Source organism: Tunturiibacter gelidiferens (genome assembly GCF_051013345.1).
Classification (GTDB): domain Bacteria; phylum Acidobacteriota; class Terriglobia; order Terriglobales; family Acidobacteriaceae; genus Edaphobacter; species Edaphobacter gelidiferens_A.
Map to the genome: position 1 here is coordinate 2,999,480 of NZ_CP132939.1, position 20,680 is coordinate 3,020,159.

The window sequence follows — 20,680 nt, forward strand, 5'->3', positions numbered from 1 at the left end:
AGCCGCTGAACGCACGATTGAGTAAGGTCATTTCTTGTGGGACGGGACCAAACTCGACTCTAGATAGGCCGCGAGTGCAAGTTTGTATTCCTTGACAAGTTCTTCCCGTTCTTTGAAATTGGCCTCCGCGTAGAGCTTGTTCATGCTTTTGATGATGGCCAGAGAGACGTTCGCCATTCGGTACGCCATCTCCTGCGAAATAGCAGGTCTTTTGCTGCGGAACACGTTAGCAATTCGCTCCCTTAATCGATTTCTTGCTTCTTGACTACGCTTGTATTTGACAGGAGCGTCGAGAATCGCGAAGTAGGCTGGGTGTTCGTCTACGAAACGAGTCGTCACTTCGACAAGATGGTGAGCTATCTGCTTCACAGTCATCTCGGCCACGTTCTGCTCGTTGAGGTGCGCCCAGCGCTCTTCCATCTCTGCGACGTATTGGTTCCTAAGTGCCAGGACGATCGCCGGCTTATTGGGAAAATATTGATAGACGGTTCCGATGGAAGCATTGGCGCGGTCGGCGATCTCAGTCATGGTGGCAGCGTCGTAACCAACTTCAGCGAGCAGAGACGCAGCGGCTTCCAGCAACTGGCTAAGACGCCGTTCTCCTCGCTCTTGCTGAGGAGTGCGCCTTGGGCTTGACATTGTTGAGGACATGCTCATATTCTAACCTCAGAGCAAACGTGAGGGTTACCTCATGTTTAGGGGCCTCAATTTCGATCCTAGCTCTTAGGCCTTATCAATCTGGCGAGCGACGTTACCGGTGTGCTGTTAGCTCCGTACTCGGCGACAGATGTCCTCCGCCGGCTCAACGGTTCTTGCCGCAATCTTATATCGCTCCGCATTCCAGGCGGACCGCAGTTCGAATCAAAAGAGGGAGAACCATGGCAATAACGGCTCTAGACCCGAAGACCGCTCTCGTGATCATCGATCTGCAGAATGGCATCATTGCATTGCCCACCGCACACCCCGTCGGCGAAGTCGTGAAACACGCGAGCTCGTTAGCTGATGCGTTCCGTCGACATGACTTGCCGGTAGTGTTGGTCAACGTCTCCGCCGGGGCACCGGGCCGAACGGAACAGGCGCCCAGGGTTCGTGAGTTTCCTGCGGGAGGGACGGATCTCGTTCCTGAGTTGAACCAGCAGCCGCAGGACCACACGGTGACCAAGCGGACGTGGGGAGCCTTCACGAATACTGGTCTTGGGGAACATCTGAAGAAGCTGGGTGTCACACAGGTTGTGGTCGCCGGGGTCGCCACAAGTTCCGGTGTCGAGTCCACTGCCCGGCAGGCGCACGAGAACGGTTTCAACGTGACTCTCGCTGTGGACGCCATGACAGATCTCAACCTCGATGCTCATACCAACAGCGTCATGAGGATCTTCCCGCGTTTGGGCGAAACCGGCACGACCCAGGAGATTCTTGGTCTCCTCGACAGCACCCGCCCGTGAGGTTGGCGTCACCGCTTTGGAACGAGGCCACAGTTCGCGGCGAAGCTTACTGAGAGAGTTTGTTGTTCAACGAAAAGGAGCGTCCGATAAATGGAATGGAATCACTCTGCATCGTACTTGTTTGGCGGCGTTTTTCTCACAAACGCTGTTCCGCATTTTGTCAGCGGCGTACTGGGGCGTGCCTTTCAAAGTCCATTTGCTAAACCGTCTGGCGAAGGACTTTCTTCTTCGGTGGTGAACGTGCTTTGGGGATTTTTTAACCTGATGGTTGCTTATGTTCTGATTTGCCGTGTTGGTAGCTTCAGTTTGCATTCTACGGATCATGTTGTTTCTTTGGGATTGGGTATTCTTCTGATGGGTGTGATGATGGCGCGCAGCTTCGGACGGTTCCACGGCGGAAATTCTCCTGGGCACTCATGAGCGGACCGACGAAAGGGACCTTCCGCTCGCTGAGCAGCTTCAACTATCGAGTCTGGGCATGTGGGGCGTTCGTCTCTAATGTGGGAACGTGGATGCAGCGCACCGCGCAGGATTGGATCGTCCTCACGCAGTTGACCCACCACAATGCGACCGCTGTCGGTGTAGTCATGGCGCTCCAGTTCGGCCCGCAGGTGCTCTTATTGCCGCTGACTGGTTTTGCCGCGGATCATCTCGATCGGCGAAAGCTCCTGATCACACAGGCGGCGATGGGAGCGCTGGCCCTGGGACTGGGGATTCTGACCGCTGCTGGGCTCATTCGGTTGTGGCATGTGTATGTGTTTGCGTTTCTGCTTGGTTGCGTGACTGCGTTCGATTCGCCGACGCGCCAGAGCTTCGTCTCAGAGTTGGTGGGAGAAGCTGATTTGTCGAATGCAGTGGGGCTGAACTCCACCTCATTCAACGCTGCGCGTATGATCGGTCCGGCCATCGCAGGCGTTCTTATCTCTGCCGTGGACTGTGGGTGGGTGTTTCTTATCAATGCGGCTTCTTTTGTCGCCGTTCTTTGCTCGCTGAGTCTTCTTCGCGTGACGGAACTTCATCGCGACGCGAGAGCCGTCCGGAAACGTGGGAGCCTCATCGAAGGGTTCCGCTACGTTTGGAAGAGGCCGGATCTAAAGGCTATTTTCCTCATGCTCTTTTTGATCGGTACATTCGGAATCAACTTTCCGATCTTTATCTCAACCATGTCGGTGACCGTCTTCCACGCAGAGGCGAGCTTGTACGGGCTCTTGACGTCGACTATGGCGATTGGATCAGTTGCCGGGGCGCTCCTCGCCGCGAGACGAGAAAGGCCTGATATGACTCCGTTGATAGCAGGTGCGGCGGTCTTCGGGGTCGGCCTGGCAATAGCGGCGATCATGCCTAATTATTGGCTCTTTGGCCTCGCTCTTATTGTCATTGGCGTGTCCGCGCAGACCTTCACTACCTCGACGAACAGCTTGGTGCAGCTCTCAACCGAGCCTGCCATGCGTGGACGTGTGTTGGCCATCCTTCTCGCTGTAGTCTTTGGAGGCACACCCATCGGTGCGCCAGTTGTCGGGTGGGTCGCTGATAGGTTCGGGCCGCGCTGGGCGCTTGGTATTGGCGCTGCTTCAGGGTTTGCCGCAGCGATTGTCGGCATCTACTACCTCGCGAAGTATCGTCATCTGCGGGTGTGCCTCGACGCAGGACGTCTCCGCTTCACCGTGGACGAAGGTAGTCTCGTTGCACGTTGAAACCGCGTTTCCGGTTAGTTCACGCGCGACTTCAGATATCGACCACACCGGTCCAGCTATTGGGAAGCCAATGTGGTAGCCGCGCAACCACTATTTCTCTGGATTATTCACTCAGATGGTGGACAGTCGGGGGGCTGTCTCTACTGCGCGAGCCTTGCCTGGCCGAAGTGATATGCGAGATGTGCCGTTCTGCCGAGCAGCACGGTGAAGCGGTTGCGATAAGGTTCCAGCATGAAGTCCTCTTCGGAGACAGCGGTATGTCTCTCTGCCCAGTCGGAGGGTGAGAGGTTTGAAAAGGCCTTCCACAGCGCATCGTTGACTTCCCCCAGATTTGCTTCAGGTCTGCTCCCGAGAGCATGTTCTGCGAGTGTCCGTCAGGATTGGATATAAAGATCGAATCGAGTTCCGGATGGAGTCTCTGGCCTAATCCGAGCAGAGGAAGGAGCGCGTCGCTGCTGGCCGTCAGATGACCCCAGAGATAGATCAGTCTGTTCTTGCCAGGAGCGACCTGTTCTAGAAGCTGCTCTTCTGTAAGAGCGCCGAAGAGTTTCGTTGTGCGGTCAACGTTTGATTTCCAACCGCGGAGTGCCGAGTCGATGAGCGAAGCTTCTGTGTTCATGCTGTAGTACCTCTCTTATGGAAAAAGCCAGAATAACGATGCATTCGACCATTGGTGACCTCTGCTTCTGAGCCGGAGTGAACTCGCCACGCAGTCTTATGCTGACGGCAGCGTGCGAGTTCACCCAGTTCGTTTCAGCTATATGGAGTTGCGTTAGATCTGTGCTGTTCCGCCGTCTACGAATAGCTCAATGCCGTTGACGAAACTTGAATCGTCAGAGGCGAGAAAGAGCGCCACGGTCGCGATCTCTTCGGGGCGACCGATTTCGCCACGCGGGATGAGCGTTTTGAAGTATTCCTTTGCGTCGGGTCCCAGAGGGTCGAGGATCGGGGTATCGATCGTCCCTGGGCTGAGGACGTTGACGCGGATTTTGCGGTCTTTTAGGTCGTTGAGCCAGGTGCGTGCGAAAGACCGGACCGCGGCTTTGCTGGCGCTGTAGACGCTGAAGGCGGGGAAGCCTTTGATGCTGGCGATTGATCCGTTCATGAAAATGGAACCACCATCATTGAATAGGGGGAGAGCTTTTGCACTGTGAATAATGTGCCTCGGACGTTAAGGTCGAAGGTTTCATCGAAGTGTTTTTCGGTGACTTCGCCGATCTTGGCGAACTCGCCCCGGCCTGCACTGGCGAAGAGGACATCGATTTTTCCTTTTTCCTTCTTGACGGTCGCATACAAGCGATCGAGGTCAGCGAGATTCACAGCGTCGCCCTGGACGCCGGTCACGTTCTTGCCGATAGCCTTGACGGCTTCATCAAGTTTGTCCTGCCGGCGGCCAGTGATGAAGACATATGCGCCTTCCTTGACGAAGAGCTTTGCTGTGGCAAGCGCCATGCCTGATGTTGCTGCTGTGATGACTGCCACTTTTCCTTCAAGCTTTCCCATATCGATCTTTCCTCTCTCGTTTGGTGTTCTCGCTGTTCGGGTCGCGATGTGAAAGCCACTCAAATGCAGGATGACGCTCGGCGTTGAGTGGCCTTTGTGTGTGGAGTTAGCGGAGACCACCGCCGGTGATCACGCGCTCGCCGGTAATCCACTTTGCGTCTTCGGACGCAAAAAAGGTTACGACGGAGGCGATGTCGTCGACCTGACCGGCGCGGCCGAGGGGAGTTTGCGCGACGAGAGCCTTCTCGAAGTCGGATCCAATGAAGCCCGCGGACTGTGTGCCTTCGGTATCGACGATACCGGGGTTGACGGAGTTGACGCGGATCTTACGCGGTCCAAGTTCCTTCGCGAGGACGCCGGTGATGGCATCGAGAGCGCCCTTGGTGCCGGTGTAGACGGCGCTGTTGGGAGGGGTGATGCTGCTGACGCCAGAGCCGATGTTGATGATGCTGGCCCCTTCGCCGAGGTGCTTGACCGCTGCCTGCGTGGTGAGAAGCACGCCGAGCACATTGATGTTGAAGATCTTGTGGAACTGCTCTTCGGTTACGGTTTCGATGGGCGAGAACTCATAGACGCCGGAGTTGTTGACGAGGATGTCGAGGCGTCCGTAGTTCTTGATGGCTGCGTCAATTATGCCCTGTGCTTGTGCGGCCTTGGAGACGTCTCCACCTACGGCGACGGCTTTGCCTCCGGCTGCGGTGATGGCGGAGACGACAGTATCTGCACCAGACTTACTGGAGGCGTAGTTGACGACCACGGATGCGCCTTCGGCGGCGAGCGACTTGGCGATGGCGGCTCCGATACCTTTGGATGCGCCGGTGACGACTGCTACTTTACCTTTTAGCTTGCTCATGTCTGAGTCCTCTTCGAGATTGCTTTGTCGAAACTTGAGATTTCTGAGCCGCCTGTTACGGCAGGCCCTGTTACTGCTGAGTAGATGGAGGTCGATGACTAGAAGATTCATTAGTTCTGGTTTTATGTACTATTGAACAATTTATGTAAAAAGATTATCGTGGTGTCATGAGGCCCCTCTTCCACCCCTCGGTCCAGGACGTGACGGTTGAAGCGATCCTTCATGCCTTGTCTGACCCGGTGCGTGTGGCCATCTATGCCGACATTGTGGGACAGGACTGTTCCCACAACTGTGTGGCGTTTTCGAATATCAGCGAGAAGCCGATTCCGAAGTCAACGCTTTCGCAACACTTCAAAATACTTCGCGAGGCGGGGTTGATTCGGGGCGAGCGTCAAGGTGTTGAGATGCATAACACTTCTCGTTGCGCGGAGATCGACAAACGCTTCCCAGGGTTGATCGGAGCCATCGTCACGGCGCACAATATCCAGCTGTCTGATGGGGCGCGGCAGACTAAAGCGATCAGGCGGAAGCCTTCTCAGCGGATCGAAAGAAGTAAGTAGAGTGACAGCGATCGATGAAAAGTATTGTTTGTGTCCCCGATGGGATTCGAACCCATGTTATCGCCGTGAAAGAGGGTATCAGTGGTTGGTTCAGGCTTTGCCTCGACTTGCAAAATCGTGCTAAACAATATCCGCAAAGAGAATCGAAGGGATATTGCCGTTTGGATATCAATTAGTCACCACAGAGTCACCGGATCGCACGTAATGAACACGCGCTTCGGACGCAAGTTCCCAGCAGTCATGTATGGGGTTCTGAACGCCTCAAGTAGACATTGAACTCAAGCCACTTTCAAAATCTCTCGACGCGTTTCGCTGTCGGTCAGCAAAGAGCCGCGCAGCTTCCTGTTTATTGGTCGTTCCGCTATCCGATACAGGACGATCGAAACCAGGATTGCGCAGCAGAACATAATCAAGATTGAGGTAATCTCACCTTTCATGTTTGCCACGCCCCATATCAAGGTTGAAATTTTCACCATTCTTTTGGTCAGTACTACGAGAACCAAGAAATGCGACAGGTAGAGCGAATATGACGCATCTCCAAGCAGGAGCGCCCAGCGCGGCCAGAGCCCTCCGAAACGATCCTCAAGCATGACAAAGGCTGAAACCAGCAGAGCAGCCGGAACTCCCCATTGCAGGACGCGTATGGATGCTCCAGCAGTCTGTGGAGAGAAAAAACAACATCGGAGCCAGGCTTAAGAGCAGCGCGGAACTTGCCGCGTTCAAGCGAATCCCTTGAATGACGAGTTGTCCGAGCAACAGACCCGCAAGGAATTCCAACAGAATAGGATCGGTCAGTACCAGGATCGCAGGCCAATGCGCTCCGCGCAATGTTCCTGCCACCACCAATATCGACATTATCGGGGTGAGGAAGTAGGCCACACGAATGCGAAACGCGAGCGCTGACGCGAACAGGAAATAAAAGAACATCTCAAATGAAAGCGTCCATCCCACGTTTAGTAGCGGCTGGATGTTCCCGATGGAATCCCTGTACGGAATGAGCAGAAAGGACGATAGGATATATCCTAATGGCGTTTGAACGTGCTGGCCGGAGCCCGCAAATCGCGGATACCACCGAACTATCGTCACTTTTAGGAGATAAACAAGCGAGACGAGCCAGTAGAGCGGAAAGATCCTGATCAGCCTACGTTCGAGAAAGCTGAGGGCAGGATGGTCCTTATGCTCTCTTCCAATCGTCGAAATCGCCATGACGAATCCGCTGATGACAAAGAAAATATCGACACCAGCAGCGCCGCCCTCCCAGGTCGGCGCTGAAACCCCTTTACCCAGATTCTGCGACCACGATTGGGTGGAGTGATGAATCACGACCATGGACGCTGCCAAGCCACGCAACACCTGTATTCCGCGGAATGTAGGAACAGTTCTCTTGATCTCGCTCAATCTCAACCGCGTCTTAGAACCGTCGTTTTATCATTTGCATCTCTGATTTTGACCGGGTGCGGCGTCGTGCAACCCTTCGTACCCACATCGGTGGCACAGTACCGAGCTTATGGAGATTCGATTACATACGGCTTCACCCTAAGCGATCCTGCAACACAATCTTACCCCAATCTCGTAGCGAAGTACGAGCACGTGACTGTGGCGAACAACGCCCTCTCGGCCAACCAGGCGTGCGACGTGCCGACAGCTCAGATCTTTCCCAATCAAGATAGTCCGACACTGGCTACCCATCCAACCTACACCTTGTTGATCGGTACCAATGACGTCACATTCAAGGGCGTAGGCCCGTATGAAGCCGTGTTTAAACTCTGTCATCAGGCCACAATCTCTTGGTTCGCCCTGCCAGCTGAATATAAGGTTTTGGCCAGCGGGATGGTGGGGGTAACGACCACAGGGGCAGGAGCGATAGACACGACCAATAACTGGAATTCCTGGACTACGGGCGGGCTAGGATCGACCGTGAGCTTTGCCATTACTACCTCCCATGACGGTCCTATCTATGCGTGGCCCAGGATCGACGATGATAATCCCGCGACCTACAGTTACTCTGTAGATGGGGTCGTTCTTGGCACAGGGAGCGTGCAAACGACGCCGAGGATAGCGACCAGCGCCTTACACACTACAAACTCGCTCAGTTTCCTCCGCTTGCCGTCGATCCCCGCTGGGAAACATGTGGTTACATTCACCCAGACCAGCGCAGGCGCCAATGGAGTTTCTGTCGTGGGCATCGGTACCCCGACTGGACCACCTGCTAACAGCCTTCCTAGTGTGCTCGTGGGAACGATTCCGTTTCACGTTCAAAATCCAGGAGACCCCTGCAACTTTCCTAAGGGGACGTGTCAGGTATACATCGAAGATATCGAGGCCGACGTAAATCTCTTTTCTGCAGACGGACTCAACGTTCGACTCTTCGACACCCGGAAGTACATGTTCGGAACGCCCGCTGAGATGAACGATATGCTGCATCCGAATCGATTGGGACAGATGGAACTAAGCCGCTCGGTCGAGGCTTCATGGTGAATGAGTGGCCAGTGACGCCTCGGAGATTACGTCGATTCGTTGTCGTTCTCATTCGCCTTTGGTTTGTCCCGACCTGTTAGTTACGAATGGGACAAAGCAGCGCAGAAATAGAAGTCCCTAGCTGTAGATCATGTGACACGCACATCCAACCCAGAATCGCGGAATTTCTGGAACAGCGCCTCCACAATTTCATTCGAACCCGATTGCGCCGGCTGTTGCGGAGTTGCTAGGCCTCGCAGGATCTCCCCTTGGCGATCACGCGCAACGGCTCCGTAGCTGACGAAGGTCGTGAGAAGCTAATATCGAGTTCTCCGGTGAACTGAATGACCGAATTGCCAAGTTGCCGACGAGCAAGCCCAAACCTTCACTTGACGATTCCAACGAGTTCTGAGAAGTGCGGGTCACGGGCCGCCATTGAGCAAGGCCATAATGCGGTGCGATGGGCTTCAGTTAGTCACCACAGAGTCACCGAAAAATGGTCCTCATGTGACGAGATGCTGAAACGCTGGAATTTACTGGTGTCCCCGATGGGATTCGAACCCATGTTATCGCCGTGAAAGGGCGGTGTCCTGGGCCGGGCTAGACGACGGGGACGCACCAGGTTAGGGCACACGCAGCACCCTCACCACTTCTAACGCTAACAACCGAGGCATGCTCTGTCAAAAACTATACTGGTACCGATGTCCTCGCAACTCGACACCATCCAACCTGGCGCCATGCCATCGACTCTTCGCAGTTTCAAATATCTTGACGCCCTCACGACCGCGTTCGTCGTCATCCTGCTCGTCTCGAACCTCATCGCGCAAAAGGTCTGCCTGCTCGGGCCAATTTCGATCGGCAGCTGGTCCATCGGCCCATTCGCGGTCAGCGGAGCGGTTCTCCTGTTCCCCATTACGTATATCTTTGGAGACGTCTTCACCGAGGTCTACGGCTTCGCTGCCTCACGCAGAGCCATCTGGCTTGGCTTCTTCGGTACCTCCCTCCTTTATCTCATCGGAGCCGTCGTCATCGCGCTGCCCTCTGCTCCGGGCTGGCATAATCAGCAGGCGTTCTCTACGGTCTTCGGTTTTATCCCGCGCATCCTGGCCGCAAGTCTTATCGCCTTCTGGGCCGGTGAGTTCGCCAACTCCTACACTATGGCGCGGCTCAAGCTCTTCACCAACGGACGCATGCTCTGGACCCGGACCATCGGTTCCACACTTGTCGGCCAGGCGGTCGACACGGTTCTCGTCATTCTTCTGACCTTCGGTGGAATTTATCCCGTCCGCATCCTCATCAACATAATTGTTACCGGCTATGCCCTGAAGGTGGGTTACGAGGTCATCGCTACTCCGATTACGTATCTTGTCATAAACTGGCTCAAGCGAGCCGAGCAAGCCGATGCGTTTGATCGTCACCAAAGCTTCAACCCTTTTTCATTTGCTGAAAAGAGCAGTTTGGACGCCTGACGCAGCCCCGAAATCGGTTGGGGCGCCTTCCAAACTCTTTTAGATACATATTCCCGAACCCTTCTCGGGCCGTAGTCATCTAAAATGGAAATCCTGAGTCGTAGCCAGTAAAACGTTGATCCGCAGTATCTTGCGCCGCAAATCTTCCAGTCCACTGCTTATTGCAACTCGTTTGGTGGCTTGTCGCCGAAGTCGTCGCTTGTGAAGGAGAAGTTCTGTGCCCTTGATTGTGAACACCCCCGCGTCCTCCCGGTGCTTGTCTTCGCGGCTGCATGCCTGGTCGCAGGCTGCAAGTCCGCCCCACCCCCGCAGCCTCCTCCGCAAGCCATGCCCGTAAAGGTAGCACCCGTATCGTTGTCGCCTGTGCCTAACTCCGACACCTACGTCGCCACCATCAAGAGCCGCCGCTCGTCCACTATGCAACCGCAGGTCGACGGCAACCTGGTGAAAATCTTCGTGAAGTCAGGAGACGCCGTAAAGGCCGGTCAGGTGCTTATGCGGATTGACCCCTTGAAACAGATGGCCTCGGTCCAGTCGCAACAGGGAACTCAGGCGCAGAAGAAGGCCCTCTACGACTACAACAAGATCGAAGTCGACCGGCAGCGCAAACTCTTCGAAGCCGGCGTCGTCTCGCGGGACACCTATGACCAGGCGAACCAGGCCTACGAAAACTCCAAGGCCGACTTCGAATCCAACCAGGCCCTCACCGACACCCAGAAGCAGCAACTTGCTTACTACGACATCCGCGCCCCTTCAGTGGCGTCGTCGGCGATATCCCCGTTCACCTCGGCGACTACGTCTCTCCCACTACGCTGCTTACTACGGTGGACGAGAACGCCGACCTCGAGGCTTACATCTACATCCCCACCGAACGCGCCAGCAGCATCCGTAAGGGACTTCCGGTAGAGATTTTGGATACAGCAGGCAACGTCCTGGTCAAAACGAAGGTCGACTTCGTCTCGCCACAGGTTGATAACGGACTGCAAAGCGTCCTTGCCAAGGCAAGTGTGCCGCGAACGGCGGACATCCTTCGGAACCAGCAGCTGGTGAAGGCTCGCATCACCTGGAGCAGCGCACCTGCGCCCACAGTGCCGGTCCTGGCCGTCAGTCTAGTAGGTGGCCAGACGTTCGTCTACGTCGCAACGCCTAAAGGGGACGGCTATGTCGCCCACCAGGTACCGGTCACGGTCGGCGAAACAGTCGGTAACACCTATCCTGTTCTTGGTGGTCTCAAGACGGGAGAAAAAGTAATCACCTCTGGCCTGCAGTTTTTGCAGGAGGGTGCGCCGGTCAAACCACTCGGCTAATCGACTGATTCATCCATCCCTGCGGACTTCGTCTGGATTCCGCATAGTCTCACGCTCCACCCCCGGGGCCAGCCGCTCCGGTTAGAGGTCAGCCTTGTTCGTAGACTTTTTATTCGTCGTCCGATCTTCGCCACGGTCTGTGCGCTTCTTATCGTGCTTGCGGGCGCGGTCTGCATTCCGAGCCTTCCGATCTCGCTCTATCCTGAACTCGCGCCGCCTCAGGTCGTCGTCAGCAGCAACTACATTGGCGCGAACTCCAAGGACGTCGAGTCCGCGGTCACCATCATCCTCGAGCAGGCTATCAACGGCGTCGAGGGTATGCGTTACATGAGCTCCACCAGCTCCAACGACGGCACCTCGGCCATCACCGTCACCTTCCAGACCGGGTACAACCTCGACATCGCCGCCGTCGACGTGCAGAATCGCGTTGCCACCGTTCAGGGCCGTCTACCCGCCACAGTCAACAACACCGGTATCAGCATCACCAAGGCGAACTCCAACTTCGTCTTCGCCGCCGGCTTCATCTCGCCCGATCACTCTCTCTCTCAGGCCTTCATCTCCAACTACCTTGACGTCTATGTCAGCGACGCACTCAAGCGCGTGCCCGGCGTCGGGGCGGTCCTCATCTTCGGCGAGCGCAAATATGCCATGCGTCTCTGGCTCGATCCCAACCGCCTCGCCGCCCGCGGCCTCACCGCGCTCGACGTCACCAACGCCCTCGCCGAACAGAACGTCGAAGTACCCGCCGGACAACTAGGCCAGCCTCCCTCCGATCCCAAACAAGCCTTCCAGATGGCCATTCGCGTCATCGGCCGCTTTGACAATCCACAACAGTTCGACAATATCGTCATCAAAAATAATCCGACTGCTGGAGGTGTCGTCCTCTTCAAAGACATTGGGCGAGCGGAGTTAGGCGCAGAAACCTACAGCACTGCGCTCAAATACTCCGGCGGAGACGCCATCGGTGTCGGTGTCCAACAGCTCTCAAACGCGAACGCACTCGACGTCGACAAAAAGTGCCGCGCCGTCCTCGAAGAGCTTCAGAAAAACTTCCCGCCCGGCATGAAGGGCATCATCGCCGTCGACACCACCCTCGTCATCGGCGAGTCCGTTCACGAAGTCGTCACCACCATCGGCGAAGCGATCATCATCGTCGTCATCGTCATCTTCCTCTTCCTGCAGGACTGGCGTGCCACCATCATCCCGGCCGTCACCATCCCCGTCTCGCTCATCGGAACCTTTGCGTTTATCAAGATCTTCGGCTTCAGCATTAATTCGCTGACCCTCTTCGGCATCACCCTCGCCACAGGACTGGTCGTAGACGACGCCATCGTCGTCATCGAAAACGTGCAGCGCCACCTCTCCGGCCACTCCGTCATCCCGGAGCGTCATGAGCTAAGCGAACCCGACCCCTACGCCCCCGACACTCTCGCTTCAGAGAAGACCGGCAAAGGCATGGAGCAGACCTCCTCCGATCCCCACAAAGCTACAAGCATCGCAATGGCTGAGGTCACCAGCGCCGTTATCGCCACCTCGCTTGTACTCATCTCAGTCTTCATTCCGGTCAGCTTCTTCCCCGGCACCACCGGCATTCTCTACAAGCAGTTCTCGCTTACCATCGCCTTCTCTATTGCCATCTCGGCCTTCAACGCGCTCACACTTTCGCCTGCGCTGGCAGCAATCCTGCTTCGTCCGGAACAAAAGAAGACAGGCATCATGGGTCTGCTCCTCAACCCCATCGAAGCCGTAATCCAGTGGGTCATCCGGACCTACGCGAAGATCGTCACCTTTGTCGTCCGGATTCGCTATGTCATGCTCGTATTCTTCGTCGGAGCCCTCGCGGCCACGGCGTTCATGTACAACTACGTGCCCACCGCCTTCATCCCCCAGGAAGACCAGTCCTACTTCCTTATCATCGTCCAGACGCCCCCGGGAGCCTCTCTCAGCTACACCACAGAGTTCGCCGACCGGGTCTCCGATGTTGTTCGCAAGAACGACGGTGTCTTCGGCACCTTCTCCGTCATGGGCTTCTCCCTCTCCGGCGGCAGCTCGCCAAACTCCGGCCTGATCTTCGCACCGCTCAAGCCCATCAATGACCGCACAAAGATGGGGGACAAGTTCACCGCAAGAAATATTGTCCGCGAAGTCGGACCCAAGCTCTTCGGCGTCCCCGGTGGTATCGCCTTCGCCGCCGAGCCGCCCGCCGTCTCCGGTCTCGGTACAGTCGGAGGCTTCCAGTTCATCCTGCAGGACGGTGGCCGGAACTCCTTCGACGACATTGCTCGCGTAGCCCACACCCTCGTCGCGCAAGGCAGCGCTCCAGGTTCCGGCCTCACCGCAATGAACACCCAGTTCACTTCGAATGATCCGCAGCTTCAGGTCACCATCGACCGGCAGAAGGCCGAGACCATCGGCGTCCCCTTCAGCCAGATCACGGCCGCTCTCGGCACCTTCATGGGTTCCAGCTACATCAACGACTTCAACTTCAACAATCGCTCTTACCGCGTCTACGTTCAGGCCGACGAGCAGTTCCGTCGCAACGCGCAGGATCTCCGCCAGTACTACGTCCGCTCCAATACCGGCCAACTGATCCCGCTCGATAACCTCGCGACCGTAACGCAGATCTCGGGCCCCCAGGTCATCAACCACTACAACCTCTTCCGCTCCGCCGAGATCGACGGCTCACCCGCGCCCGGACTCAGCTCCGGTCAAGGCAACGCAAATATGGTCAAGCTCTTCGAGAAGAACAAGCTTCAGGGTATGACCTACTCCTGGACTGGACTGGCGCTTGAAGAAGTTGAGTCCGAAGGTAAGGCCATCATCATCTTCGGCCTGGGCCTTTTGGTCGTCTACCTCACGCTCTCGGCCCAGTACGAGTCCTTCGCTCTGCCGTTCATCATCCTTCTCGCCGTCCCCATGGCCATCCTCGGTGCGCTCTCGCTCGTCTCCCTTCGCGGCCTGGTCGACGACGTCTATGTCCAAATCGGTCTCGTCATGCTCATCGGTCTCTCTGCCAAAAACTCGATCCTCATCGTTGAGTTTGCCGAGCAACTCCTCGCCGAAGGCCGACGCACCATCACCGAGGCCGCCATTGAAGCCGCAGAACTACGGCTTCGCCCCATCCTGATGACCTCCATCGCCTTCATCCTCGGCGTCGGTCCTCTCTTCTTCGCTACCGGAGCTGGAGCTTACGGTCGTCACTCCGTCGGCACAGCGATTGTCGGGGGCATGGTGCTCTCCACCGTACTCAATCTCTTCTTCATTCCCGTCCTCTATGTCATCCTGAAGACCATCCTTGTCAAGTTCTCCGGCAAGAAGGCAGTCGTTCCAAGCAGGGAACTCCCCGCCAACTAAGAGCTTTCTGTCCTGCCGGACGAGCGCCCTGCGCGGGCGGCGGTCACTTCGTGACTTGTGATTGCTTCGCGGGGGCTACCGTGGTCGCAAGCAAGAGCCCGTGCTGACCAGCGAAAGAACTGTGGGTGTTCTTCCTCCCCAGAGCGGTGCACACGGCAGGACATAGTTTGGAAGAATACGAGGCTCGCCGCTCAGTTCTGGTCGGTCGGCTATCATGCACCATGGCAAAACAAAGCACTACGGCGCACAAGAGCTGGCTCCCGGACGCCAACCGTCCCACCAACGATTTCCCCTGACTCATCTCCCCTACGGCGCTTTCGCGGTCGAAGATCAGCAACATCTCTGCGTCGCCATCGGAGCCCACCTCCTCGATCTTCACGCCTGTGCCTCCTCAGGCCTGCTCCCGCCAACCCTGACAGAAGCCTGCCAGGCCCCTACCCTTAACCTGCTCATGTCTCAGGGGCGTCAAGCCTGGGCTCTTCTTCGCAAGACCATCACCACACTTCTCCACGCCGACGTGAAACCCCAGCAAAAAGAAAAAGCCGAAGCCGCCCTCCACTCCATCGCGGGATCAACTCTCCAAAAGCCAGTCCACATCCCCAACTACACCGACTTCTACGCCTCCATCCACCATGCCACCCGCGTAGGCCAGCTCTTCCGCCCCGACCAGCCTCTTCTTCCCAACTACAAGCACATTCCCATCGGCTATCACGGCCGGGCCTCATCGATCGTCGTAAGCGGCGAACCCATCATCCGGCCCATCGGCCAAACCCGGCCGCCTGCCGAAGAAGTTGAGCCCGACTTCCTTCCCACGAAGAAATTAGACTACGAACTGGAACTGGCACTTTACATCGGCCAACCCAGCGCACAAGGCACCCCGATCCCCATCTCAAGCGCCGCCGACCACCTCTTCGGCGTCAGCCTCCTCAATGACTGGTCCGCCCGCGACATTCAGTCCTGGGAGTACCAACCCCTCGGCCCCTTCCTCGCAAAAAACTTCGCCACCAGCATCTCGCCCTGGGTTACACCGATGTCCGCATTAGAACCCTTCCGGGGCCCTGCAGAGTCTCGTCCTGCCACTGACCCAAAGCCGCTCCCATACCTCTACTTCGCTGCAGATCAAAAGGCCGGAGGCATAAATGTAGAACTCGAAGTCTTACTTCTAACTGAAGCCATGAAGGCGAATAGACTCCAGCCGTTTCCCTTGAGCGAATCCAAGGCTCAGGACCTCTATTGGACCCCCGCTCAACTCATCGCTCACCACACCAGCAACGGCTGCAATCTCCAGGTCGGCGACGTCCTCGCCACCGGCACCATCTCTGGCCCCGCCGAAGCCTCCGCTGGCTGCCTGCTCGAACTCACCCGCAACGGGACACGACCGATCCTCCTGCCCACCGGCGAAACCCGCGCCTTTCTCGAAGATGGCGATGAGATCATCCTCCGCGGCTCCTGCAAATTGTCTGGCCATCCCCGCATCGGCCTCGGCGAGTGCCGCGCCACCATCCTCCCAGCACACACGTGAGCTTGACCCCGTCAGCCCTAGCCAACCCCGCCCTCGGTGAACTATCCTCATCATGCACTGCTGGCCACCAGGCCCGCCGAACCGGAGACCTCTCATGGCAACACACGCCCCGACCCAGCCCCAGACGAAGCCCCAGGCAACGACAGAATCTACCGCCGACTTCCTGCCTCTCAAGGGCACCGACCACGTCGAGTTCTACGTCGGCAACGCCCGTCAGGCCGCCTACTTCTACCGCGCCGCCTTCGGCATGTCCCTGGTTGCCTACTCCGGCCCCGAGACTGGTCAGCGTGACCGCGCCAGTTACGTCCTCCAGCAGGGCAAGGTCCGCTTTGTCCTCACCACCGCCCTCCGCACCGACTCCGACATCGCCCGCCACGTCGACAAGCACGGTGACGGGGTCCACGCCATCGCCCTCTGGGTCGACGACGCCCGCCAGTCCTGGCTCGAGACCACCAGCCGCGGCGGCCGCAGCATCCAGCCCCCCACCGAATCCAAAGACGCCCACGGCAGCGTCACCACCGCCAGCATCGCCGCCTACGGCGACACCATCCACACCTTCGTCGAGCGCACCCACTACGACGGATCCTTCCTCCCTGGCTACCAGGCGGTCCCGAACGATCCCATCGCCCGCCCCGTCGGCCTCCTCCACATCGACCACATCGTCGGCAACGTCGGCTGGAACTCCATGAACCAGTGGGTCGACTTCTACCGCGACGTCATGGGCTTCGGCCTGTACCAGCACTTCGACGACAACGACATCTCCACCGAGTACTCCGCGCTTATGTCCAAGGTCATGGCCAACGGCAACGGCTACGTCAAGTTCCCCATCAACGAGCCAGCCGAAGGCCGCCGCAAGTCCCAGATCGAGGAGTACCTCGACTTCTACGGCGGGCCCGGCGTCCAGCACATGGCCCTCGCCACCAACGACATCCTCGCCACCGTAGCAGCCATGAAGCAGCAGGGCGTCGACTTCCTCACGGTTCCCCACTCCTACTACACCGAACTGCAGACCCGCATCGGCAAGATCGACGAGCCCATCGAAGAGCTCGAAAAACTCGGCATCCTCGTCGACCGCGACAACGAGGGCTACATGCTGCAGATCTTTACCAAACCGGTGGAAGACCGTCCCACGGTCTTCTACGAGATCATTCAGCGCAAGGAAGCCGCAGCTTCGGCAAGGGCAACTTCAAGGCTCTCTTCGAAGCCATAGAGAGAGAACAGGAATTGCGCGGCAACCTCTAACCAAAGATCGTCCACGCTAACGTCATCGCAGACAGGTCGAACGAAAGGTAGACTTGGTGTCTTTGCTCGCTGGCAAGCCATACTCGGTGTTGTCACGTCTCGCTGCCTTTGGTTGTCTCACCTGCTTAGTCCTTCTGCGCGCAGGGAATGCCTCCGGGGCGATCACACCGGGAGCCGTCTGGCTGGACGATCGCGGCCAACAGATCCAAGCTCATGGCGGAGGCATTCTCAAGGTCGGTGAAATCTTCTTCTGGTTCGGAGAAGATCGCACAAAAGGCCTCGATCCTGATAAGCGTTACGTCAGCTGCTACGCATCAAAAGATCTCGAGCACTGGACCTTTCGCAATCAGGTCCTCAAGCTCTCCGACCCCGAGAACTTTGGCCCAGGCTGGCTCATCGAGCGCCCCAAAGTCTTCTACAACGCCGCGACGAAGAAGTACGTTATGTACACCCATATCGACGACGGCACCTACAAACTCGCCCGCGTCGGAATCGCCGTGAGCGAGACGGTCGACGGGGACTACCACTATCTCAAAAGCTTTCGCCCCCTCGGCTTGGAAAGTCGCGACATAGGCCAGTTTGCCGACGACGACGGCACAGCTTACCTCATCTTCGAAAGTCGCCCCACCAAAGGGTTTGTCATCGCCCGCCTCTCACCCGACTATCTCAACGTCGAAAAGCCGATGAGTCTCGTTCACGCTCCGCTCGAAGGCGGCGCTCTGGTTCACTACAAAGGCCTCTACTACGTCATAGGCTCTCATCTCAGCGGATGGAATCCGAACCCCAACGTCTACGCCACCGCTAACAGTCTCGAAGGCCCATGGACAGAGTTCAAAGACATCGCTCCTCCCGCGCTCAAGACCTACAAGTCGCAATCCTCCACGCTGCTCAGGATCATAGGTACAAAGACAACCTCGGTCATCTTCATGGCTGATCAGTGGAAGCCGAAAGAGCTATGGGACTCGCGGTACCTCTGGATGCCTCTCCAAATCGATGGAGGTCAACTTCTACTTCCCGAGCCCAGGCCGTGGATGATCGATATCAATACCGGTGAGACAAAGTATTAGCGCGATGGGCAGGACGCATTGCCACACATAATGCCCGGTCGAAATAGTGATAGACACGGGCGCTTCCAAGAACGATGATGCTGGGGCGACGGTTTAATCGCCAGCCAAGGGGTAAAATCACGCGCTCATTGGCAAATGATTTTGGAACTGTGTGGTCTGTCTGGACGAGCCATAACCGGTTTCGTGAATGTTTCTCGTCGTTCAAGCTCCGAAGCCGTCGGTTGGAAACGTAGCGAATGAGAATAAAGAGGTTATGAAACCCCTTCAAAAAACGATCCTAATGATCGCGTTGACAGGCGAGCTCTTCGTGGGCTCACTTGGGGCGGCACAGGAATTAGGTAAGCCTGGGGCGGGTTCTACTCAAGACCAGCCCGTCCCAACTGTCCCACGTGGCGGATCCGCGACAGCAGGTGTGTTCGCTGCGGTAAAGGATTCGGAGCTGCGTCCAATTACCGCTGGAGGCTTTGTTAACGACGGCCCAGTGATCTTCAAAGATGTGGCCAAACAAGCCGGTCTAACGGGGTGGCATCATGTGATGGGCACGCCTGAAAAGAAGTACATTTTGGAAGCCCCAGGATCGGGGGTAGCCCTTTTGGACTATGACAATGATGGCTGGCTCGACATCTACCTGGTGAATGGATCTACCTACGATGCGTTGAAGGGTACCGCGGACCCGCCGCACGCGGCGTTGTTTCACAATAATCACGACGGGACTTTTACCGATGTCTCCGCCAAGGCCGGAGTGACGAACGATCGTTGGGGTTATGGCGTCGCAGTTGGAGATTACGACAACGACGGCTGGCCGGATATTTATGTCTCCAACTTCGGCAAGAACCGGCTCTATCACAATAACCACGATGGAACCTTTACTGACGTAGCAGAGAAGGCGGGCGTAACGTTGGGGAACTGGTCTACCGGTGCCACCTTTGGAGACTACGACGGAGATGGTCGACTCGACCTCTTCGTTCCCGGGTATGTTCACTATGACGTAAACCATCCGCCCGACCCCGGCTCCGAAACGGTTGGGTTAAGTTACTGCCAGTTTCGGGGTGTAAACACCCTATGCGGTCCGCGTGGACTTCAGGGAGAGTCCGATCATCTCTTTCACAACAACGGGGATGGGACCTTTACCGACGTCAGCGAAAAGGCGGGCGTCTCGGATAAGGCGCGGTACTTCGGCTTTACGGCAGTTTTCGTCGACATCAATAATGACGGCAAGGTGGATCTGGTGGTTACCAACGATTCGTCGCCGAACTATCTCTATATGAACAACGGAGATGGGACCTTTGAAGATGCCAGCTACTACTCTGGTTTTGCCTTGAACCAGCAGGGACGCGATCAGGCCGGCATGGGCCTGGCTGTTGGTGACTATCTCAATAATGGCTTGGTCGACCTGTACACGGGTACATTCTCCGATGACTATAAGCCGCTCTTCAGAAACGGAGGTGACCAGGGGTTCACCGAGATTAGTCCAGAGATGGGTATCGCAGAGGTTACTTATCCTTTTCTCACGTGGGCGACCGAGTTTATTGATTACGACAACGATGGCTGGAAAGATATTTTTTAGTCAACGGGCATGTATATCCTCAGGTGGATAAGTACGACTGGGGAACCTCTTACGCACAGCGTCCTTTGTTATTCCATAACGTAGACAAGGGAAAGAAGTTTGAGGTAATGCCCGCGGTGATCGGAAGTGGATTGGCGGAGGTGATTCCAGGAAGGGGAGCCGCATTCGGTGACCTTTTCAATGACGGTAAGACGGATGTCGTCATCAACTCAATGGATCATGTGCCGTCGTTGATGCGAGATGTCAGTCCTGATCATCACCACTGGGTTGGATTCAAGCTAATCGGGGGCCGAAGAGTCCGCGGGATGCTGTGGGGGCTACGGTGTATCTGGTTGCGAACGGAACGCGTCAGCGAGCGGATGTATTGAGCGGTGGCAGCTATGAATCTTCCAACGATCAGCGGCCGCATTTCGGAATTGGAGACGCAACTGCCGTGGATTCTGTAGAGATTCGTTGGCCTAGCGGATCAGTGGAACAGATAACGCTTACGGGTGTCGATCGTTTTTTCACCGTCCAGGAGGGAAAGGAATTGTCCCGGGTCCTCTCGACGCGTCTGGAACGGCAAAGAAGAACAGAGAAATCAGCAGACAAAAGACTCACTAGATGAGTAGAATTCCGTCAACCTTTTGCAAGTGGCTGGCTC

General features: G+C 56.7%; 17 protein-coding genes, 1 tRNA gene and 2 pseudogenes. 14 read left to right on the top strand and 6 right to left on the bottom strand.

The window, feature by feature from the left end:
- Positions 1-27: 27 nt before the first annotated feature.
- On the bottom strand, positions 28-582 hold the full coding sequence (locus RBB80_RS14855; RefSeq protein ID WP_433969055.1) for a TetR/AcrR family transcriptional regulator: 555 nt from the start codon (positions 580-582) through the stop codon (positions 28-30).
- 296 nt (positions 583-878) lie between these two features.
- Here RBB80_RS14855 and RBB80_RS14860 point away from each other — a divergent pair, with 296 nt between their 5' ends.
- The 3 genes from RBB80_RS14860 to RBB80_RS14870 all read left to right on the top strand — a co-directional run bounded on the left by RBB80_RS14860 (position 879) and on the right by RBB80_RS14870 (position 3,136).
- Entirely contained in the window at positions 879-1,442 is a 564-nt protein-coding gene (locus RBB80_RS14860; protein ID WP_433969056.1) for a cysteine hydrolase, read from the top strand.
- Positions 1,443-1,532: 90 nt separating this feature from the next.
- On the top strand, positions 1,533-1,862 hold the full coding sequence (locus tag RBB80_RS14865) for a hypothetical protein (RefSeq protein ID WP_433969057.1): 330 nt from the start codon (positions 1,533-1,535) through the stop codon (positions 1,860-1,862).
- Positions 1,859-3,136 (top strand): MFS transporter, encoded by a 1,278-nt coding sequence (locus RBB80_RS14870; protein WP_433969058.1) that lies wholly within the window; start codon positions 1,859-1,861, stop codon positions 3,134-3,136. The genes RBB80_RS14865 and RBB80_RS14870 overlap by 4 nt, the downstream gene beginning before the upstream one ends.
- A gap of 772 nt (positions 3,137-3,908) precedes the next feature.
- Here RBB80_RS14870 and RBB80_RS14875 read toward each other — a convergent pair.
- Positions 3,909-4,639, bottom strand: a pseudogene (locus tag RBB80_RS14875) (SDR family NAD(P)-dependent oxidoreductase).
- Between the two features lie 106 nt (positions 4,640-4,745).
- Complete coding sequence (locus RBB80_RS14880; RefSeq protein WP_433969059.1) at positions 4,746-5,492, bottom strand: glucose 1-dehydrogenase; 747 nt, start codon at positions 5,490-5,492, stop codon at positions 4,746-4,748.
- 167 nt (positions 5,493-5,659) lie between these two features.
- On the opposite strand from RBB80_RS14880, the gene RBB80_RS14885 reads away from it, so the two are divergent.
- A complete protein-coding gene (locus RBB80_RS14885; RefSeq protein ID WP_433969060.1) occupies positions 5,660-6,052 on the top strand; it encodes an ArsR/SmtB family transcription factor in 393 nt (130 codons plus the stop codon).
- Between the two features lie 278 nt (positions 6,053-6,330).
- On the opposite strand, the gene RBB80_RS14890 is transcribed toward RBB80_RS14885, so the two are convergent.
- Positions 6,331-6,642, bottom strand: coding sequence for a hypothetical protein (locus tag RBB80_RS14890; protein ID WP_433969062.1), 312 nt, complete (start codon positions 6,640-6,642; stop codon positions 6,331-6,333).
- Positions 6,635-7,405 carry an acyltransferase family protein gene (locus tag RBB80_RS14895; protein WP_433969684.1) on the bottom strand — a complete coding sequence of 257 codons (771 nt, stop codon included), beginning with the start codon at positions 7,403-7,405 and terminating at the stop codon, positions 6,635-6,637. The genes RBB80_RS14890 and RBB80_RS14895 overlap by 8 nt, the downstream gene beginning before the upstream one ends.
- A gap of 111 nt (positions 7,406-7,516) precedes the next feature.
- Between RBB80_RS14895 and RBB80_RS14900 the strand changes: the two genes are divergently transcribed.
- Positions 7,517-8,530, top strand: a complete 1,014-nt coding sequence (locus tag RBB80_RS14900) for a hypothetical protein (RefSeq protein WP_433969063.1) — start codon at positions 7,517-7,519, stop codon at positions 8,528-8,530.
- Positions 8,531-9,046: 516 nt separating this feature from the next.
- Here RBB80_RS14900 and RBB80_RS14905 read toward each other — a convergent pair.
- Positions 9,047-9,124: transfer RNA gene (locus RBB80_RS14905), tRNA-Glu, on the bottom strand.
- 86 nt (positions 9,125-9,210) lie between these two features.
- Between RBB80_RS14905 and RBB80_RS14910 the strand changes: the two genes are divergently transcribed.
- The 9 genes and pseudogenes from RBB80_RS14910 to RBB80_RS14950 all read left to right on the top strand — a co-directional run bounded on the left by RBB80_RS14910 (position 9,211) and on the right by RBB80_RS14950 (position 20,644).
- Complete coding sequence (locus RBB80_RS14910) at positions 9,211-9,978, top strand: queuosine precursor transporter (protein WP_433969065.1); 768 nt, start codon at positions 9,211-9,213, stop codon at positions 9,976-9,978.
- Positions 9,979-10,305: 327 nt separating this feature from the next.
- Positions 10,306-11,285: pseudogene (locus tag RBB80_RS14915) on the top strand (efflux RND transporter periplasmic adaptor subunit).
- 153 nt (positions 11,286-11,438) lie between these two features.
- A complete protein-coding gene (locus RBB80_RS14920; protein ID WP_433969066.1) occupies positions 11,439-14,639 on the top strand; it encodes an efflux RND transporter permease subunit in 3,201 nt (1,066 codons plus the stop codon).
- A 214-nt stretch (positions 14,640-14,853) separates the two neighbouring features.
- Complete coding sequence (gene fahA / locus RBB80_RS14925; RefSeq protein WP_433969068.1) at positions 14,854-16,161, top strand: fumarylacetoacetase; 1,308 nt, start codon at positions 14,854-14,856, stop codon at positions 16,159-16,161.
- Between the two features lie 94 nt (positions 16,162-16,255).
- Positions 16,256-17,371: a 4-hydroxyphenylpyruvate dioxygenase gene (hppD, locus tag RBB80_RS14930; protein ID WP_433969069.1), complete on the top strand. Its 1,116-nt coding sequence runs from the start codon at positions 16,256-16,258 to the stop codon at positions 17,369-17,371.
- An 88-nt stretch (positions 17,372-17,459) separates the two neighbouring features.
- Positions 17,460-18,470, top strand: a complete 1,011-nt coding sequence (locus RBB80_RS14935) for a family 43 glycosylhydrolase (protein WP_433969070.1) — start codon at positions 17,460-17,462, stop codon at positions 18,468-18,470.
- Positions 18,471-18,750: 280 nt separating this feature from the next.
- The gene (locus RBB80_RS14940) at positions 18,751-20,037 is read left to right on the top strand and encodes an FG-GAP repeat domain-containing protein (protein WP_433969071.1); all 1,287 of its coding nucleotides are present in this window, start codon (positions 18,751-18,753) and stop codon (positions 20,035-20,037) included.
- Between the two features lie 107 nt (positions 20,038-20,144).
- On the top strand, positions 20,145-20,405 hold the full coding sequence (locus RBB80_RS14945; RefSeq protein ID WP_433970169.1) for a hypothetical protein: 261 nt from the start codon (positions 20,145-20,147) through the stop codon (positions 20,403-20,405).
- Positions 20,360-20,644: an ASPIC/UnbV domain-containing protein gene (locus tag RBB80_RS14950; RefSeq protein WP_433969072.1), complete on the top strand. Its 285-nt coding sequence runs from the start codon at positions 20,360-20,362 to the stop codon at positions 20,642-20,644. Before RBB80_RS14945 ends, RBB80_RS14950 begins: the two co-directional genes overlap by 46 nt.
- Positions 20,645-20,680: the final 36 nt, after the last annotated feature.

What these genes read in the sequence shown, in the direction of transcription:
- RBB80_RS14860 (WP_433969056.1), top strand. Translation starts at nt 879, where the DNA reads ATGGCAATAACGGCTCTAGACCCGAAGACCGCTCTCGTGATCATCGAT.
- RBB80_RS14865 (WP_433969057.1), top strand. Translation starts at nt 1,533, where the DNA reads ATGGAATGGAATCACTCTGCATCGTACTTGTTTGGCGGCGTTTTTCTC.
- RBB80_RS14870 (WP_433969058.1), top strand. Translation starts at nt 1,859, where the DNA reads ATGAGCGGACCGACGAAAGGGACCTTCCGCTCGCTGAGCAGCTTCAAC.
- RBB80_RS14880 (WP_433969059.1), bottom strand. Translation starts at nt 5,492, where the DNA reads ATGAGCAAGCTAAAAGGTAAAGTAGCAGTCGTCACCGGCGCATCCAAA.
- RBB80_RS14885 (WP_433969060.1), top strand. Translation starts at nt 5,660, where the DNA reads ATGAGGCCCCTCTTCCACCCCTCGGTCCAGGACGTGACGGTTGAAGCG.
- RBB80_RS14890 (WP_433969062.1), bottom strand. Translation starts at nt 6,642, where the DNA reads ATGCTTGAGGATCGTTTCGGAGGGCTCTGGCCGCGCTGGGCGCTCCTG.
- RBB80_RS14910 (WP_433969065.1), top strand. Translation starts at nt 9,211, where the DNA reads ATGTCCTCGCAACTCGACACCATCCAACCTGGCGCCATGCCATCGACT.
- fahA (WP_433969068.1), top strand. Translation starts at nt 14,854, where the DNA reads ATGCACCATGGCAAAACAAAGCACTACGGCGCACAAGAGCTGGCTCCC.
- hppD (WP_433969069.1), top strand. Translation starts at nt 16,256, where the DNA reads ATGGCAACACACGCCCCGACCCAGCCCCAGACGAAGCCCCAGGCAACG.
- RBB80_RS14940 (WP_433969071.1), top strand. Translation starts at nt 18,751, where the DNA reads ATGATCGCGTTGACAGGCGAGCTCTTCGTGGGCTCACTTGGGGCGGCA.
- RBB80_RS14945 (WP_433970169.1), top strand. Translation starts at nt 20,145, where the DNA reads ATGCCCGCGGTGATCGGAAGTGGATTGGCGGAGGTGATTCCAGGAAGG.